Raw genomic sequence first — 17463 nt, 5'->3', positions numbered from 1 at the left:
AACAGGGACAGGCCGGTGGGGGTGGGGTCAGCAGCCGACCACCCAGTGGTTGGGGCCGGTCTGCTTGAGGGCGCTGGTGTAGAAGGTGTTGTAGAGGCCCATCCGCTGGTTGGAGCCGTTGGCGTAGGCGTAGCCGCCGGACTGGTAGGCCCGACCGGCCACCACGTGCGCGTAGTTGCTGGCCGTCACGCAGGTCGGCGGCGTGGTCGGGGTGGCCGTCGGGGTCGGCGTGGGGGTGGCCGTCGGGGTCGGGGTCGGGTTGGTCCCGCCGCCGTTCAGACCGAAGAAGAGCGCGTCACGGTACGTCGAGCAGATGGTGTCCAGGAAGTACGCGCCAGCGGTGCCGCACTGCTCGGCCGCCGAGCCCGGGTCGACCGGGGTGCCGTGGCCCATCCCGGAGATCCGGTAGAGGCGCACGTCGTCGTTGCCGTACACCTCGAGGCTGGTGTTGCCGGGCAGCGACGAGGTGCTGGTCGGGGTCTGCGACACGCCCCGCACATTGGTCCACTGGTCGCGGGACTCGGTGCCGTTGAGCGGGGTGACAGTGGTGTCCGAGGTGCCGTGCCAGATGGCCACCCGGGGGCGCGGGCCGGTGTAGCCGGAGTACGCGCCACGGACCAGGTCGCCCCAGGCGGCCGGGGTCTTGTCCGCACCCGGGTTCATGCAGCTGAACGCGTTGACCATGCTGGTGGCGCAGCGGTACGGGATCCCCGCGATGATCGATCCGGCGGCGAAGACGTCCGGGTAGGTGGCCAGCATGACCGCGCTCATCGCCCCGCCGGCGGAGAGCCCGCTGACGTAGACCCGGGAGCCGTTGATGCCGTAGTTCGTCTTGGCGTGGTCGACCATCTGCTTGATGGACAGCGCCTCACCCTGGCCTCGGGTGGTGTCGCCCGCCTCGAAGAAGTTGAAGCAGGAGTTGGCGTTGTTGCCGGAGGGCTGCTGGGCGACGATCAGGGCGAACTTCCACTGGTCGGCGTACTTCTGCCAGCCGGAGTTGGCGAAGTAGCCGGAGGCGTTCTGCGTACACCCGTGCAGCAGGACGACGGCCGGGGAGTTGGCCGGCAGGCCGTCCGGCCGGTAGGCGTACATGGCGAGGTTGCCGGGGTTGGAGCCGAACCCGGTGACCTGGGTGAGGGTGGCGGCCTGGGCTGGTGCGGCGACGGCGACCGCGCCCGCTACGGCGAGGGCGAGCCCGGCGACCGCACCGAGCAGCCGGGTGAGGGTGGACGAGGAGCGGCGCACGGCGGCCTCCTGAGGGGGCGGACTGTGAACTGGGTCACGGTCGAGTTGCCGTGACGTTACGACGATGTGTCGCGGCTATGACATGGGGCACACTCACACATTCACGACGGATGCTGTGTACGCCAAACCGTCGACGTGGCAGGCCGAATCCGTCCCCAACGGTCCCGTCCTTGCAGGTCTGACCGGCCCGTCCAGGTCCGGTTGGTAACGTCCGCTGCGTGCCGTCCTCCCCGTCGCTGGCCACCGGGCCCGCACCCGCGTCACCGCCGCGCACCGTCCGGGACCGCCGGGCCGACCTGATCGTCGTGCTGGTGGCGCTCGCGCTCGCCGTCTGGGTGACCAGTGGGCTGTGGCGGGACCCGAACGTCCGCACCATCACCGTCAACTCCAGCGACCAGGCGCTCTTCGAATGGCTGCTGGCCTTCGGCGGGCACGCGGTCACCCACTGGGACAACCCGCTCTTCACCTACCTGATCAACGTCCCGGACGGCGTGAACCTCGCGGTCAACACGACGATCACGGTGTACGCGGTGGTCTTCGCCCCGCTCACGTACCTGATCGGGCCACCGGCGACGTTCCTGGTGATCCTCACCCTGAACCTGCTCGCCACCGCGCTGGTCTGGTACTGGCTGCTCTCCCGGCACCTGGTCCGCAGCCGGCTGGCCGCCGGGGTCGGCGCCCTGTTCATCGCCTACTCCCCCGGCATGGTGTCGCACGCCAACGCGCACCTGAACTGGACCGCCGGTTGGCTGGTGCCGCTGTTGATCTGGCGGCTGTTCGCGCTGCGCCGCGCCGGGCACTGGCTTCGGGACGGGCTGATCCTCGGCGTGCTGGTCGCGGTGGCCTTCTCGATCGCCGCCGAGGGGCTCTTCTTCACCGCGCTGGCGTTGGGGGTGTTCGTCGCCATCTGGGCGCTGCACCCGGCCAACCGGGTGGAGGCCCGCGCCGTGCTGCCCAATTTCCTGCGCGGGCTCGGGGTGACCGCAGTGGTCGCCGGGGTGCTGCTGTCGTACCCCCTGTGGTTGCACTTCGCCGGGCCGCAACGGTTCCACGGCACAGGCTTCGACCCGGTGATCCACTCCGAGGACATCGCGGCGTTCGCCGCCTTCCCGCGCCGCTCGCTGGCCGGCGAGGCCGGGTTGGGCACCTCGCTGGCGCCGAACCCGACCGAGGAGAACTCGTTCTTCGGCATCCCGCTGCTGGTGCTCACAGTGATCTGTTTCGTCGTGCTCTGGCGGCGGGCCGACCCGCACCGCCGGGCCACCCTCTGGGCGCTGGGCGCCCTCGCTCTGATCTTCACGGTGCTCTCCTTCGGGCCGGTCGCCAAGGTCGACGGCCGACGCACCGATCTGCCCATGCCGTTCGACCTGGTCGGACAACTGCCGGTGGTGAACGCCGCGCTACCGGCCCGGCTGGCACTGGTGGTCGCGCCGGTGATCGGGCTGGTCCTGGCGTACACCGTCGACCAGTTGCGCGCCGCGCCACCCCGGTACCGCCCCACGGAGTTGGCCTGGGTGCTGGGTTTCGCGGCGGCCCTGGTGCCGCTGCTGCCCACCCCGCTGCTGACCGACGAGCGGGAGCCGATCCCGCGCTTCATCACCTCCGGCACCTGGCGGGACTACGTGTCACCCGACGGGGTGCTGACCCCGGTGCCCCTGACGGTGGACATCTACCCGGACGGCCAACGCTGGCAGGCGTACGCGTTGTCGCACCGCCAGGGCGAGTTCGCCATCCCGGGCGGCTTCTTCCTCGGCCCCGGCGGGCCGGACGGGCGGGGCCGGATCGGTCCGGTGCCGCGCACGCTGAGCGCGTTGATGGACCAGGCCGGCCGCACCGGGCTGGTCCCCATCGTCACCGACGGAACGATCCGGGAGGTCCAGTCGGACCTGCGGCACTGGCGCATCGAGACGGTGGTGCTCGCCGACGAGGTGCACGGGGCGAAGTTCGAAGTCGACGAGGCGGCGCTGCTGCGTACCGGCACCGCCCTGTTCGGCGAGCCGCAACGGGTCGACGACGTCTGGCTCTGGCGTATCCCGCCCGCCGATCGGTAGACCGCGACGCGGCCGGCCGGGGCATCACGACCGACCGCCGTCGCGTCTAATGGGCCGATGGGATTGACCGGTGGGCGATTGCGACGTGCCGCCGTGGTCGGGCTCGCGCTGGGTCTCGTCGCGCTCAGCGCGCTCAGCGCGCCAGCCGCCACGGCCGCGAACAGCGTCGCGCTCAGCGCGCCAGCCGCCACGGCCGCGAACAGCATTGTCACCGACAGCACGGCCGGCGGGAGCACTGTCACCGACAGCACGGTCGGGGTGGTGCCGAGCCGGGTGCGCGATCCGTGGTTGTGGCAGGCCACAGTGGGGCAACGCCCGGCCGGTCCGGCCGCCCTGGTGTTCTTCACCGACCGCACCCGCTATTTCGAGTCGACCGGGGTGCTGGTCGCGCGGGACGGCGCCTACCGGCTCATCCCGATCGGCATCGCCGAGGGGCACGGGCTGCTCTCCCCCGACGGGCGCCACTACCTGCGGCCGCAGTCCGGCGAGTTGCTGGACCTCACCACCGGCCGGCAGCGCCGCACAGTGAAACCCGGGCTGCACCCTTTCGCCTGGTCACCGGACGGGCGGAGCGTGCTCGGCACCCGCAGCAACGACGATCAAGTGATCAGCTACGGGCCGGACAACCAGCAGCTGAACGACCCGGAGAAGCCCGACGACCTGCTCGTCGTCGACCCGTACCAGGGCACCGAGCAGGTGGTCGCGGCCGGCACCTTCGCCGCCCACAACGGGGCGGCCTGGTCACCCGGTGGCGACCTGGTGGCGGTCACCGGCTCGCCGGACGTGCCTGCCCAGCTCGCCGAGCGCCAGCGACTGGTGGTCCTCGACCCGGCCGGCGGCGGTCTTCGCTGGCAGGTCGACCTGGGCGACCGGCGGATACTGGCCGGCCCCGCCGCCTGGCACCCCGACGGCCGGCGGCTCGCGCTGCTCGCCTTCGACGGCTGCGCCGGGCCCAGGTGCACGGCCGAGCAGACGGCGGCGCGCACCTGGCGAATCGAGTTCCTGGACACGGCCACCGGTCAGGCGGCCGGCCAGGCGCTGCCGGTCGGCACCTCGGCCAGCGGGATCATCGGCTGGCGCGGAGACGACCCGATCCTGCGGTATGTCAGCGAGACCGAGCAGGACACGGACCGGCAGGCCTTCCTCGCCGCGCTGTCGCCCGACGGCGGTCGCGAGGTGCTGGTGACCACGCCGGTCGGGTCGACCGACCTGATGGTGCCGGGCGACCTGCTGACCCGGGCCGCGTTCGGTGGGCCGGAGCCCCGGCCGTCACCGTTCGCCGCCCCGCTCTGGGTCTACCTGACGCTGGCCGTGCCGACGCTGCTCGCGATCGCTCTCGTCGTCAGCAGGATCCGCCGCCACCGCGCTGCCACGGTCCCTGCTCCGGCGTGACAACGAGCCGCCGAGCGATGCCGCGACCGGCACGACGACGGCCTCGTGAGGCGGCTCACCAGGGAAGATCGCCTCTGACGGGACTAGGCTGGTTGCCGTGACGACGACGACCCCCGGCCTGACGGCCGTTCGTGCCGGCCTGCTCGACTACCAGGCCGCCTGGGACGAGCAGCGGCGCCTGCACGAGTCGGTGGTGGCTGGCGAGCGCGGGGACACCGTGCTGCTGCTGGAGCACCCGAGCGTCTACACGGCGGGCAAGCGCACCGAACCGTGGGACCGGCCCATGGACGGCACTCCGGTCGTCGACGTGGACCGTGGTGGCAAGATCACCTGGCATGGGCCGGGGCAGCTCGTCGGTTACCCGATCCTGCGCCTGCCCGACCCGGTGGACGTGGTCGCCTACGTACGCCGGACCGAAGAGCTGCTCATCGACGTGTGCGCCGAGTTCGGGCTGACCGCCGGGCGGGTCGAGGGGCGCAGCGGGGTCTGGGTGCCCGAGGACGACCGGGGGCCGGCCCGCAAGGTGGCGGCCATCGGCATCCGGGTGGCCCGGGGCGTCACCCTGCACGGCTTCTCGATCAACTGCGACTGCGACCTCACGTACTTCGACCGGATCGTGCCCTGCGGCATCCGGGACGCGGGCGTCACCTCGCTCACCGCCGAACTGGGCCGCCCGGTCAGCGTCGCCGACGTGCTGCCGGTGGTCGAGCGCCGGCTCTCCACCCTCGTCGAGGTCTGAGCGCCGCGTCGGCGGCCCAGGGTTCGCCGACCAGAAATTCCGCACCGAGTGTCCCGTGGGGCGTCCGACCGATCGTCCCTATGGTGGAGTCGGCGACCAGCGCCGGCTCGACACCTGAGCCGGCGGCCACCGCCCGGCCCGGACGCGAGGAGCGGACATGCCCACCTACATCGCGCTGACCTACACCGCGGACGTCGACTGGAGCAGCCCCGAACAGGCTGACGAGATGGCGGAGTACCGGGAGTTCGGTGCTGCCGCCCGTGCGGTGATCAGGGGCGGCAGCGCGCTCTACCCGACGGCCACCGCGACCACGGTGCGGGTCTCCGGCGGCAAGGGCGGTGACGTGCTCACCACCGACGGCCCGTACGCCGAGACCAAGGAAGCCCTGACCGGCTTCTACCTGCTGGAGTGCGCGGACCTGGACGAGGCCGTGGCGACGGTCGCGGCGATGCCCGCGGCCTGGAACGGCGCGGTCGAGGTCCGTCCCGTCATTCCACTGTGACCCGATGCTGACTGGTGACGCGGAGACCGCCGCCAACGCGGCGCAACAGGTGGTCCGGGCCGAACGGTCCCGGATCCTGGCCACGCTGATCCGCGTCACCGGCAGCGTCGACCTGGCCGAGGACGCCACCCAGGACGCGGTGCTGCGCGCCCTGCAGACCTGGCCGCGTGACGGCGTGCCGGACAACCCGCGCGGCTGGCTGCTGGTCGTGGCGCGACGACGCGCGGTCGACCTGATCCGCCGGGAAGCCCGCCGCGCCGGGAAGGAGTCCGAAGCCGTGGCGCTGCTCGACCCCGCGCCGGACTCACCCGAGGCGGTCCGGGACGACCTGCTCAGACTGGTCTTCACCTGCTGCCATCCGGCGCTGTCACTGGACGCGCAGGTGGCGCTGGCGCTGCGTACCATCGGCGGGCTGGCCACCGCCGAGGTGGCCCGCGCCCTGGTGGTGCCCGAGGCCACGATGGCCAAGCGGCTCACCCGGGCGAAACAGAAGATCACCCAGGCGGGCATCCCCTACCGGATACCGCCGGCTGAGGAGTTGCCCGGACGACTGGCCGGTGTCGCCGCCACCGTCTATCTGATCTTCAACGAGGGTTACGCGGCCGGCGTCGGCGACGACCTGATCCGGGTCGGGCTGGCCGACGAGGGCCTTCGACTCGCCCGGTTGCTGGTCGAGCTGATGCCTGACGAACCGACAGTGCTCGGCCTCTTGGCCCTGCTGCTGTTGCAGGACTCCCGGCGGGCTGCCCGGGCCGGCGTCGACGGTCGACCGCTGCTCCTGGCCGAGCAGGACCGCACGCGCTGGGACCGGGCCGCGATCGCCGCCGGGGTCGACCTGGTCGGTCGGGGGCTGCGTCGCACCCCCGACCATCCCGACCGGTACGTCGTCCAGGCCGCCATCGCCGCCTGCCACGCCCTCGCCCCGTCGTACCAGCAGACCCCGTGGGACGCGGTGATCTCCTGGTACGACGTCCTGCTCACCGTGCACGACACACCGGTGGTACGGCTGAACCGGGCGGCGGCCGTCGCCGAGCGCGACGGCCCCGCCGCCGGGCTGCCGCTGGTGGACGCGATCGGCGGGCTGGCCGGCTACCCGTGGTTCCACGCCACCCGTGGCGAGTTGCTGTACCGCCTCGGCCGAGCCGACGAGGCCGCCACGGCGTACCGGGCGGCACTCGCGCTCGACCTCAACGACCCGCAGGCGGCCCGGCTACGCGACCGGCTCGCCGAGTGTGGGCCCGCCTCCGTCAGGGAGTGAGGCGGTGCAGGTCACGCGGGAACGCGGTGACCTCCCGGATGTTGGCCGCGCCGACCAGCCGGGCCACGAACCGTTCCAGGCCGATGGCGAAGCCACCGTGCGGTGGCATCCCGTGCCGGAACGCGTCCAGGTAGCCGACGTACGGCTCGACCGGCTCACCCCGGGCCGCCAACGCCGCCAGGTAGTCGGCGTGCCGGTGCAGCCGCTGCCCGCCGGTGACCAGCTCCAGACCCCGAAAGAGCAGGTCGAAACCGTTCGAGTACGCGGGCCGCGCCGGGTCCGGGTGGGTGTAGAAGGGCCGCTTCGCCATCGGGTAGCCGGTGACGAAGAGGAAGTCCGACACGTGTTCGCGCCGGGCCCACTCCCCCAGCGCCCGTTCGTGCGCGGGCGCGAGGTCCGGCTCGTCGGCCGGCGCGCCGGCGATCGTCAGCGCCTCGGTGAAGTGCACCGCCGGGATCTCCGCCGGCACCTGCGGCGGCGTGACGCCGAGCGTCGCCAGGGCGCTGCCGGCCCGGCCGCTCACCGTGTCCAGCATCCCGGCCACGGTGTCGCGCAGCACGCCCATCACGTCCCGGTGGTCGGTGACGAAGCCCAGCTCCGCGTCGAGCGACGTGTACTGGGCGAGGTGCCGGACGGTGTCGTGCGGTTCGGCCCGGAAGACCGGCCCCACCTCGTAGACACGTTCGAAGACGCCAACCATCAGCTGCTTGTAGAACTGCGGCGACTGGGCCAGGTACGCGGGTCGGCCGAACCAGTCCAGCGCGAACACGTTCGCCCCGCTCTCGGTGCTGGAGCTGACCACCTTCGGCGTGTGGACCTCCACGAAGTCCTGGGCGTCGAGTGCCGCCCGGAACCCGGCCACCGCGGCGGCCGAGATCCGCAGCGCGGCCGACCGGGTGGGGTGCCGCAGCGCGGTGGGCGCGTTGTCGAGCTGGGTGGGCAGGCTCGCGGTGAGCGCCGGCCGGTACAGGTCGAACGGTGGTGGTGCGGCGGGCGACCCGAGGAGACGTACCGTCGGGTCGGTCAGCTCGACCCCGGCGGGCGCCGTGCCGTTCGCGGTGGCCGTCGCGGTGACCTCGACGACCGTCTCTTCGGTGAGTTTCTCCAGCTCGGCGCGGACGGCCGGGTCGGTGACGACCACCTGGGCCAGGCCGGTGGCGTCCCGCACGATCAGGAAGGCCACCGACTTGAGCAGTCGGCGGCGGTGCACCCAGCCGGCGATCCGCACTGTCGTGCCGATCCTGGCGGGCAGTTGCTGGGACAGGGTTCGTTGCATGGCGGGCTGCTCCTCGGTCGATCGCCACGCCTTCGCCGCCCTGGGGTGGTGAAAGCGTCGCATCAGCCCCAGGGAGGTGTGGGCGAGCGGGAACCTCGCGGTGCCACCACACCTTCGCCCCCGCCGAAGCGGGGGCCTCGTTCGTCGCCTGATGACCGGGGCCAGCCGGGCGGGCTCTACTGGGCGCGGGGGACCCGCGGCCGTTCTTCCCGCAGCTCGGGAGGGTCTTCGCACCCCGGTGCCAGACCGCCTCTCAGCACCGGCGGCTCTCTGCACTGGCGGGTCGGGGGCTACTCGGCTCCGTCGTCGCTGTTGGCGGAGACCGTAGCACCCGAATCCCGCTCGTGTGACGCACATTTTCGACACCCCGGTGTCCGGCGTCACAACGTTCGGGGCGTGACGCCGGTCGCCTGACGCACATAGACACCTGCCGTCCGGCGTAGGCTCATTTTCGTGACGATCGAGCACTCCGCGCCGACGACCGGCCAGGCAGCGCGCACCGCAACGGCGGCCCCCGAGGGGCGGCGCCTGCTGCGGATCGAGGCGCGTAACGCCGAGACGCCGATCGAGCGCAAACCGCCATGGATCAAGGTCAAGGCCAAGATGGGCCCGGAGTACACCCAGCTGCGCGGGCTCGTCTCGCGCGAAGGGCTGCACACCGTCTGCCAGGAGGCCGGCTGCCCCAACATCTACGAGTGTTGGGAAGACCGGGAGGCCACCTTCCTCATCGGTGGTGACCAGTGCACCCGGCGCTGCGACTTCTGCCAGATCGACACCGGCAAGCCGGCCGAGTTCGACGCCGACGAGCCGCGTCGCGTCGCCGAGTCGGTGGTCTCGATGGGGCTGCGTTACGCCACCATCACCGGTGTCGCCCGTGACGACCTGCCCGACGGCGGCGCCTGGCTGTACGCCGAGACCGTCCGACAGATCCACGCCCTGCAGCCCGGCTGCGGCGTCGAGCTGCTGATCCCGGACTTCAACGCCGTCCCCGAGCAGTTGGCCGAGGTCTTCAGCTCCCGCCCCGAGGTGCTGGCCCACAACGTGGAGACCGTGCCGCGCATCTTCAAGCGCATCCGGCCGGCGTTCCGCTACGACCGCTCGCTGGACGTGATCCGGCAGGCCCGCGCCGACGGCCTGGTCACCAAGAGCAACCTCATCCTGGGCATGGGCGAGGAGCGGGCCGAGGTCTCGCAGGCGCTGCGCGACCTGCACGAGGCCGGCTGCGAGCTGATCACCATCACCCAGTACCTGCGCCCCTCGCCCCGGCACCACCCGGTGACCCGCTGGGTCAAGCCGGAGGAGTTCGTGGAGCTGCGCGAGGAAGCCGAGGAGATCGGCTTCGCCGGGGTGATGAGCGGGCCGCTGGTGCGTTCGTCGTACCGGGCCGGCCGGCTCTACAAGCAGGCCATCGACGCCCGCGCCGCCGCCTCGGTCGCCACCGCCAGCTGACTCCGCCGGCAGCGCCGCACTGCCGTTCGGCGTCCGGGTGTCATGATCCTGTGATGACCGTCGGCGTACGCGAGCAGCCGCGCGGCGCCGACTCGCCCCGCCCGCGACCCGGCGCACGGCCCGGCCTGGTCGGTTGGCTCACCGGGTTGGCAGTGCTCGCCGGGGTGGGTTACCGGCTCTGGCTGCTGCTGCACGCCGCCCCGCCGACGAACAGCGACGAGGCCACCATGGGGCTGGCCGCGCTGCACATCGCCCGGGGTGAGGGCTTCCCGGTCTGGTTCTACGGCCAGCAGTACATGGGCACGCTGGAGGCGTACCTGGCCGCGCCGGTGTTCGCCCTCGCCGGTGGGCCGTCGCTGCTCGGGCTGCGGTTGCCCACGCTGGCCCTGTACGCGCTGTTCCTGCTGCTGGCCTGGCGGTTGACGCTGCGGCTGACCGGGGACCGGTGGTTCGGGCTGCTGGTGGTGACGCTGCTGGCCCTCGGTTCCGACCGGATCGTCAAAAACCAGCTGATCGCCGGCGGCGGCTACCCCGAGATGAACGCGGCCGGGGCAGCGCTGGCCCTGCTCGCCGTGGATCTCGCCACCGGTCGACCGGGGCGGCGATCGGCCGATGCCGGGCGACCCGGCGGGCGGACGGCCGACGCCGCGCGACCCGGCCGGCGGCTGGCGCGCTGGGGCGCGTGGGGGTTCCTGGCCGGGCTGATGCTCTGGGTCGACCCGCTCGTGCTGCCGTACGTCGCGGCGACCGGCGCGGTCCTCGTCGTGTTCTGCCGCCGGGAGCTGTGGGGTGCCGCCGGGGCGCTGCTCGGGGCGGCGGCCGCGCTGGGGGCGGCCCCACTGCTGCTGCACAGCCTGCTGACCGGGCGCAACCCGCTGCACGCCGTGCTCGCGGCCAGCGGTGCCAACGCCAGCGCGGGCTGGCCGGACCGGCTGCACGGCGGCCTGGTCCTCGGCCCCGGACTGGGCATGGGCTTCTGCGCTCCCGGCCAGTGCGCCACCTGGCAACTGTGGTGGGCGCTCGCCCTGCCGCTGCTGCTGGCCATCGGCGCCGCCACCGCCTGGCGGGCCCTGCGCATCCCCGGCCCTGCTGGCCCTGCCGCTGTCGGCCCCGACGCGGTGTCGCCTCGGGTGGCGGCGGCGGCACGGCTGGCGCTCGTGCTGGCCGCGGTGGCCACCCTCGGCGCGTACACAGTGAGCAGTTCCGCCGGGCTCACCCCCGTGGAGAGTTCCCGCTACCTGTCCTGCCTGCTCATCTCCCTGCCGGCGCTGCTCTGGCCGGTGTGGACGGTGGCGCGGCACGGGCTGCGCCCGGCGGCGATCGGCCGGCGCGGTGTCGGGTCGACGCTGGCCCGGTCGGTCGCTGTGGTGTTGCTCGCCGCCACGCTGGGCACCGCCGCCCACGCCACCTGGCGGGCAGCGGAGACCGTCCCGGCGACCCAGGCCGCCGAGGCCCGGCACACCGAGCTGGTGGGCACCCTGCAACAACTGGGCGTACGGCACGTGCGCGCCGGCTACTGGACCTGCAACCGGCTCACCTTCGCCAGCGCGGAGCAGGTGGTCTGCGCGGTCGTCGACGACACACTGCGCCCCGGTTTCGACCGCTACCCCGCGTACCGACGGGAGGTGGACAGCGCGGCGGCACCGGCCTGGGTCGCGCCGGCCGGCTCGCCGCTGGCGGAGGTGCTCGACGAGCGGCAGCGAGTCGCGCCGGGCAGCCTCGACCTGGTCACCATCGAGGGCTGGCGCATCTACCTGCCGCGCTGACCCCGGCGGTCCACGTCAGCGCGACGGTCTCGGTGCGCGTCAGCGCGGGAGCTTCGGTGCGCGCGTCAGCGCGTCGCGGGGGCCTCGGTGAGCAGGCCGAGGCGGTGGGCCAGGGCGGCGGCCTCCACCCGGTTGGTCACACCCAGCTTCGCGATGATCCGGGAGACGTGCACGCTTGCCGTCTTCGGTGAGATGAACAACCGCTCGGCGATCCGGCTGTTGCTGTGCCCCTCCGCGACCAGGCGCAGCACCTCCCGCTCCCGGGCGGTCAGCAGGTCCGCGCCGGCCCCGCCCCCGGCACCGCGCAGGCCGACCCGCCGCGCCAGGGTGGCGGCCGCCTCGACCAGCGGGGTCGCACCCAGCCGCCGGCCGATCTCGGTGGCCTCGGTGACCGCCGCCGCCGTCTCGTCGCGTTCCCCGGCTGCGGCGGTCGCCTCGGCCAGCGCCAGCAGCGCCCTGCCCAACGGGTAGGGCTGCCCGTCGGCCCGCCACGCGTCGACCGCCGCACGCCACGCCGGCAGCGCCTGGTCGCCGACCGCGAGCAGCGCGGTGACCTGCGCGGCGTGCCCACGGGCCGCCGGGTGCCGCGCCGGCAGGTCGGTGGCGAGCGCCGCCACCGCGCCCGCCAACTCCCGGTCACCCACCCGGGCCGCGGTACGCGCGGCGGCGCTGAGCACCGGCCAACCCTCCCGGGGCAGCAGCGGCAGGCTCTCGTCGGCCACCGCGACGCGGGCCGCCCGTACCGCCTCGACCTTGTCGTCCGCGGCCAGCGCCGCCTCGATCGCCAGCTCGTGCAGGGGCAGGCGGTGGTTCGGCCACAGGTACGGCCGGTTGAGGAAGGTGAGCGCCCGGTCGACCAGCTCGTCGGCGCCCGGATGGGCGCGGGCCAGCCGCAGCCCGGCGCCCAACTGGAGCCAGTGCAGACCGGTGACACCGGACAGGTCGATCCGGGCGGCCTCCGCGCAGACCGCCTCGGCCTCGTCCCACCGGCCCAGCGCGATGAGCGCCTCGGCCCGGTTGGAGAGCAGGTACGCCCCGGTGGAGCGGCTGATCCCCACCCGTCGCGCCTCGGCCACACCGGCCTCGGCGGCCTGCGCGGACTCGGCGTAGCGGCCCAACTCGCAGAGCATGTCCGACTCGAACACCATGGCGAGCACCAGGGTCGGCGCGTCCCCCGCCGCACGGGCGGCGGCGGCCGCCTGGCCCAGCTCGGCCAGCCCGCCGGTCAGGTCCCGCTCGCCGTGACAGAGCAGCGCGATCCGCGTGGACAGCAGCGCCACGTGTTCACCGAGCGCCTCGGCGTCGGCGGCGGCCTCGGCTGCCACCCGGGCCGCCTTCTGCGGGTCGATCTTGACCAGGTGGGTGGCGATGTCGGCGAGCAGCCGGACCCGCTCCGCGCCGGGCGGGCCACCGGCCGCCAGCCGGTACGCCTCATCCAGCTCGCGGCTGCCGTCGCTCTTGCCGAGCAGGGCCATCAGTCGACCACGCTGGTCCAGCAGGCGGGCGGCGCGCAGCGGCGCGGCGTCGACGTCCACCTCGGCCAGCCCGGCCCGGGTCAGCGTGATGGCCCGACTGAAGTCACCGGCGGTCACCGCGGCGTCCAGGGTCTGCTCCAGCAACGCCAGGTGGTCCATGCCGAGCAGGTCGGCGGCATCCGGCACCAGCTCCCACAACTCCAGTGCCCGCTCCAGCAGTCGGCGCTGCTCGGCGTACGCGTACCGGTCGGCGGCGGCGCACGCGGCGGCTCGTGCGGCGACGAGGGCGCGCGGGTGGTCGTGGGCGGCGTGCCAGTGGTGGGCGATCTCAGCCGGGGCGCGGCCGGCGGCGACCAGATGCGGCTGGGCCTCGATGGCGGCGGCGAAGCGGGCGTGCAGCCGGGCGTGCTCACCGGGCAGCAACTCGTCGTGTACGGCCTCGCGGACCAGCGCGTGTCGGAACTCGTAGTCACCGTCCCGGTCGGCCACCACCAACTGGGCGGCGACTGCGGCGCGTAACGCGTCCTCCAGCTCGGTCTCGGGCAGCCCGGCGACCTCGGCGAGCAGGTCATGGGCGAAGCGGGTGCCGCCGGCGGCCGCGATCCGCAACACCCGCTGAGCCGGCTCGGGGAGCCGGTCCACCCGGGCCAGCAGCAGGTCACGCAGCGTCTCGGGGAGCGCCGCGCAGCCGATCGGGTCACCGGCGACGGCCAACTCCTCGATGAAGAAGGGGTTGCCCTGGGTGCGGTCGTGGACGTCGTCGACGGCGCGGGCGAGCGGCTCGGCGCCGAGCAGGTCGGCGAGGATCGCGGCGGTGCCGTCGCGGTCCAGGCGAGCCAGCTCGATCCGCTCCACACCCCGGGCCCGGTCCAGCTCGGCGAGGAACGGGCGCAGCGGGTGCCCGCGCTGCAACTCGTCAGTGCGGTAGGTGCAGACCAGCAGGAGCCGGCCCGGCCTCGCCGCCCGGACGAGGAAGCCGATCAGGTCGCGGGTGGAACGGTCGGCCCAGTGCAGGTCCTCGATGATCAGGACGAGCGGGCGAGCATCGGCCAGCCGCTGGAACAGCTCGGCGACCAGGTCGAACAGGTAGCCGCGCGGGGCGTCGCTGAGCGGGACGGCACGCGGGGTGGTCAGCGCCGCGGAGGCGCGGCCCAGCTCCGGCAGGAGCGGGGCGAACTCCGCCTCGTAGCCAGCGAAGACCTCGGGGCCGTCGGCGCGGAGCACCGCCCGCAACGCGGCGGCGAACGGCGCGAACGGCAGACCCGCCTCGCCCAGCTCCAGGCACTGGCCGACGAGCACCCGCGCCGCGCCGTCGGTGGCCCAGCCGGCGAACTCCTCCAGCAGCCGGGTCTTACCCACACCCGCCTCGCCGCCGACCAGCACGGTGGTCGGCTCCCCGGCCCGCGCCCGGCCCAGCGCGTCTCGCAGCGCCACGGTTTCGCGGTGGCGCCCGACGAGGACGGAGCTGGCGGCGCGTACGGTCACGTGTTCGAGCATGCCATGGCGGCCCGCCCCGCCGGCCCCGCCGATCGGCCGGCGGCCGGGCGGCGGGGTCGGATCGGGTCGAGCAGCCAGCCCGACCGGTGCGGTGGACGTGGCGGCCGCGCTGGGCGCCGTGGACGTGGCAGCCGCGCTGAGCGCGGTGGACGCGGCGGCCGTGGTGGATGTGGCAGCCGCGCTGGGCGCGGTCACCGGCGGGCGTCGCCGGTGCGACCGGCCTGCCTGCGCCGGCCCAACCACCCGCGGCTCACCGGCCGGGACAGCGACCGGGCCAGCCGGTCCGCGGCCGCGTCGGCGCGCAGCTCGGCGGCGTGGGTACGGTGCAGGGTGAGCAGGAAATCTGCGTCGTTGCCGAACATGTCGGGCTCCTTCGTGGGGTCGTCGTCTTCTGCTGACGACTCTTCGCGCGAAGGCCCCACCCGGGCATGGGCATGGTGCCTCATCTTCCCCGCCCACAGCCTCCTTACCCGGCCGCTCCGGGCGCGTACGGCGACGTAAGGTACTCAGCTGCCCCAGCACCCGGACGCGGATCAACCGGGCCGGCGGCGACCACTAGACTCTGCGGCATGGCAAAGCCCCAGGAGAAGGTCTCGTTCGGCCAGCGGCTGAAGCAGATCGGGATGGTGTTCCAGTTCACCGCCAAGCAGGACCGGTGGTTCGCGCCGCTGGTCGCCGCAGCGGTGCTCATCCCGCTCGCGCTCACCGTGGTCGCGGTCATCCTCTGGAGCTGGATCTGGCTCCCGATCGGCATCCTGTTCGTCCTGCTCGCGGTGCTGATCGTGCTCAACCTGCGGTCCAACAAGGCGATGATGAACGCCGCCGAGGGGCAACCCGGCGCGGCGGCGCAGATCATGGAGAACATGCGCGGCGACTGGCGGGTGACCCCGGCGGTCAGCTCGACCACCCAGATGGACATGGTCCACCTGGTGATCGGCCGCCCGGGCGTGATCCTGTTGGCCGAGGGCAACCCGCAGCGGGTGCGCGGCCTGCTCGGCCAGGAGAAGCGGCGGCTGTCCAAGGTGATCGGCTCCGCTCCCCTGCACGACTACGTGATCGGGCAGGAGGAGGGCGAACTGCCGATCCGCAAGCTGCGGACGACGCTGCTGCGCCTGCCCCGCGCCCTCTCCGGCAAGGACGTCAACTCGCTGGACAAGCGACTCAAGGCGCTCACCGCCCGGCCACAGATGCCCAAGGGCGCGATCCCGAAGAACATGCGGCCGCCAGGCGCCTTCCGCCAGTCGCGGGGCCGCTGACCCCTCAGGTGTACGCGTAAAGGAGCCGGACCCGCACGGGTCCGGCTCCTTCGCGTACACCCTCTTGTGCACCCGCCTGACGCGCCGCCCGCCTCCGGCCGCCCTCGCCCTCGCCATGATCGTGCTCGATCCTGGATGTAGTGGCCTCGCACGCGGCGGATGCCACTACATCCTGGATCGAGTGCGATCTTGCGGTTCGCGCGGCCCCGGACCGGCCTTGGCAGGGTTGGTCAGCCGCGGGGGGCGTCGACGATGACCGATCCGGCGATCCGGTCGTGCAGGCCGCGCCGGTGCTCGTCCATGATCAGCGCGGGGACGACGAGGGCCAGCAGCAGTCCACGGATCAGCCCCCGGAGCACGCCGATCCGGCCACCGTCGTGCCAGTTCACGCAACGGATCTTGGTGATGTACATGCCCGGCGTCTGGGCGAACAGGCCGAGGAAGATGCCGTACATCAGGACAAGCACCAGCACCGGGGCCCAGCCGTCGCGTACCGGGTCGGCGAAGATGTTGGACACCAGCAGGCAGAGCACCCAGTCGATGATCAGCGCCCCGAACCGCCGACCGAGGCTCGGCGCGGTGAAGGTGGGGTCGGTGGCCGGCGCTGCCGGTAGGTGCGGATTGGTCACAGCGGTCAAGGGTATCCGCGCCGGGATGAGGGCTTGCCGGGTGCCGCCGCCGCTGTGTGCCGATTCAGGCTAAAGCGATCAGATGTCATTACACTGGCACAGTCGGTACGGCGTTCCTGGCGGGCCGGAGGCGTGGAACGGGGCGTCGCTGACGCTCCGCGAGGGACGTAACACGGCAGAAACAACGGAGACACGGCCGGGCAACCCCCCGGCCCTAGCGTCGCCAGAAGCCTAGCCACCCCGTGGACGTGCCAGGAGGATGTGTGTTCGCCAATCCCGAGGAACTGCTGCGATACCTCAAGAACGAGGACGTGAAGTTCGTCGACGTTCGTTTCTGTGACCTGCCCGGCGTGATGCAGCACTTCAATCTGCCGGTCGAGTCCGTCAACGACGACCTCTTCACCGACGGCCTCGCGTTCGACGGTTCGTCGATCCGCGGTTTCCAGGCGATCCACGAGTCGGACATGCTCCTGCTCCCGGATGTCGCCACCGCGTTCATCGACCCGTTCCGCGCGCAGAAGACGCTCGCGCTGAACTTCTTCATCCACGACCCGTTCACCCGCGAGGCCTACAGCCGCGACCCGCGCAACGTGGCGAAGAAGGCCGAGGCGTACCTCGCCGCCAGCGGCATCGCCGACACCGCCTACTTCGGCGCCGAGGCGGAGTTCTACATCTTCGACTCGATCCGCCACGAAACCTCGGCGCACCAGTCGTTCTACTACATCGACTCGATCGAGGGCGCCTGGAACACCGGCCGCGAAGAGCCCGGCGGCAACCGCGGCTACAAGACCGCGTACAAGGGCGGCTACTTCCCCGTCCCGCCGGTCGACCACTACGCCGACCTGCGTGACTCGATCGTGCGCCGCCTCGTCGACACCGGCTTCAACGTCGAACGCTCACACCACGAGGTCGGCACCGCCGGCCAGTC

The 17463-nt window shown here is 72.9% G+C and carries 14 protein-coding genes; 9 read left to right on the top strand and 5 right to left on the bottom strand.

The features are described 5' to 3' along the window. Positions 1–27: 27 nt before the first annotated feature. Positions 28–1245, bottom strand: a complete 1218-nt coding sequence (locus GA0070561_RS28515; protein WP_091407444.1) for an extracellular catalytic domain type 1 short-chain-length polyhydroxyalkanoate depolymerase — start codon at positions 1243–1245, stop codon at positions 28–30. A 218-nt stretch (positions 1246–1463) separates the two neighbouring features. Between GA0070561_RS28515 and GA0070561_RS28510 the strand changes: the two genes are divergently transcribed. The 5 genes from GA0070561_RS28510 (at position 1464) to GA0070561_RS28490 (ending at position 7187) form a co-directional block, all read left to right on the top strand. After that, on the top strand, positions 1464–3296 hold the full coding sequence (locus tag GA0070561_RS28510) for a DUF6311 domain-containing protein (RefSeq protein ID WP_091407442.1): 1833 nt from the start codon (positions 1464–1466) through the stop codon (positions 3294–3296). A gap of 57 nt (positions 3297–3353) precedes the next feature. Further along, the gene (locus GA0070561_RS28505) at positions 3354–4688 is read left to right on the top strand and encodes a hypothetical protein (RefSeq protein ID WP_141710485.1); all 1335 of its coding nucleotides are present in this window, start codon (positions 3354–3356) and stop codon (positions 4686–4688) included. Positions 4689–4785: 97 nt separating this feature from the next. After that, positions 4786–5427 carry a lipoyl(octanoyl) transferase LipB gene (gene lipB / locus GA0070561_RS28500; protein ID WP_091407436.1) on the top strand — a complete coding sequence of 214 codons (642 nt, stop codon included), beginning with the start codon at positions 4786–4788 and terminating at the stop codon, positions 5425–5427. Positions 5428–5584: 157 nt separating this feature from the next. Next, on the top strand, positions 5585–5929 hold the full coding sequence (locus GA0070561_RS28495) for a YciI family protein (RefSeq protein ID WP_091407433.1): 345 nt from the start codon (positions 5585–5587) through the stop codon (positions 5927–5929). 4 nt (positions 5930–5933) lie between these two features. After that, on the top strand, positions 5934–7187 hold the full coding sequence (locus tag GA0070561_RS28490; RefSeq protein ID WP_091407431.1) for an RNA polymerase sigma factor: 1254 nt from the start codon (positions 5934–5936) through the stop codon (positions 7185–7187). On the opposite strand, the gene aspS is transcribed toward GA0070561_RS28490, so the two are convergent. Continuing rightward, positions 7177–8463 carry an aspartate--tRNA(Asn) ligase gene (gene aspS, locus GA0070561_RS28485; protein ID WP_091407428.1) on the bottom strand — a complete coding sequence of 429 codons (1287 nt, stop codon included), beginning with the start codon at positions 8461–8463 and terminating at the stop codon, positions 7177–7179. The genes GA0070561_RS28490 and aspS overlap by 11 nt on opposite strands. 453 nt (positions 8464–8916) lie before the next feature. Between aspS and lipA the strand changes: the two genes are divergently transcribed. Both lipA and GA0070561_RS28475 read left to right on the top strand, forming a co-directional pair. Continuing rightward, on the top strand, positions 8917–9912 hold the full coding sequence (gene lipA, locus GA0070561_RS28480) for a lipoyl synthase (RefSeq protein WP_091407425.1): 996 nt from the start codon (positions 8917–8919) through the stop codon (positions 9910–9912). Positions 9913–9965: 53 nt separating this feature from the next. Continuing rightward, positions 9966–11678, top strand: coding sequence for a hypothetical protein (locus GA0070561_RS28475; RefSeq protein WP_091407422.1), 1713 nt, complete (start codon positions 9966–9968; stop codon positions 11676–11678). 65 nt (positions 11679–11743) lie between these two features. Here the strand turns inward: GA0070561_RS28475 and GA0070561_RS28470 are convergent, their stop codons facing one another. Then, positions 11744–14638: a helix-turn-helix transcriptional regulator gene (locus GA0070561_RS28470; protein WP_244166475.1), complete on the bottom strand. Its 2895-nt coding sequence runs from the start codon at positions 14636–14638 to the stop codon at positions 11744–11746. A gap of 203 nt (positions 14639–14841) precedes the next feature. Next, positions 14842–15012, bottom strand: coding sequence for a hypothetical protein (locus GA0070561_RS33815; protein ID WP_167362519.1), 171 nt, complete (start codon positions 15010–15012; stop codon positions 14842–14844). 207 nt (positions 15013–15219) lie between these two features. Between GA0070561_RS33815 and GA0070561_RS28465 the strand changes: the two genes are divergently transcribed. After that, positions 15220–15906 carry a DUF4191 domain-containing protein gene (locus tag GA0070561_RS28465; RefSeq protein ID WP_091407420.1) on the top strand — a complete coding sequence of 229 codons (687 nt, stop codon included), beginning with the start codon at positions 15220–15222 and terminating at the stop codon, positions 15904–15906. A 230-nt stretch (positions 15907–16136) separates the two neighbouring features. Here the strand turns inward: GA0070561_RS28465 and GA0070561_RS28460 are convergent, their stop codons facing one another. Further along, the gene (locus GA0070561_RS28460) at positions 16137–16535 is read right to left on the bottom strand and encodes an RDD family protein (protein WP_091407418.1); all 399 of its coding nucleotides are present in this window, start codon (positions 16533–16535) and stop codon (positions 16137–16139) included. A 263-nt stretch (positions 16536–16798) separates the two neighbouring features. Here GA0070561_RS28460 and GA0070561_RS28455 point away from each other — a divergent pair. Continuing rightward, the coding region (locus GA0070561_RS28455) for a glutamine synthetase beta-grasp domain-containing protein (RefSeq protein WP_208603752.1) at positions 16799–17463 on the top strand (665 nt) is incomplete at its 3' end.

The sequence above is a fragment of the Micromonospora saelicesensis genome, assembly GCF_900091575.1.
In the GTDB taxonomy this organism is placed as follows: Bacteria; Actinomycetota; Actinomycetes; order Mycobacteriales; family Micromonosporaceae; genus Micromonospora; species Micromonospora saelicesensis.
This window is presented reverse-complemented; position numbering and strand designations above follow the sequence as displayed.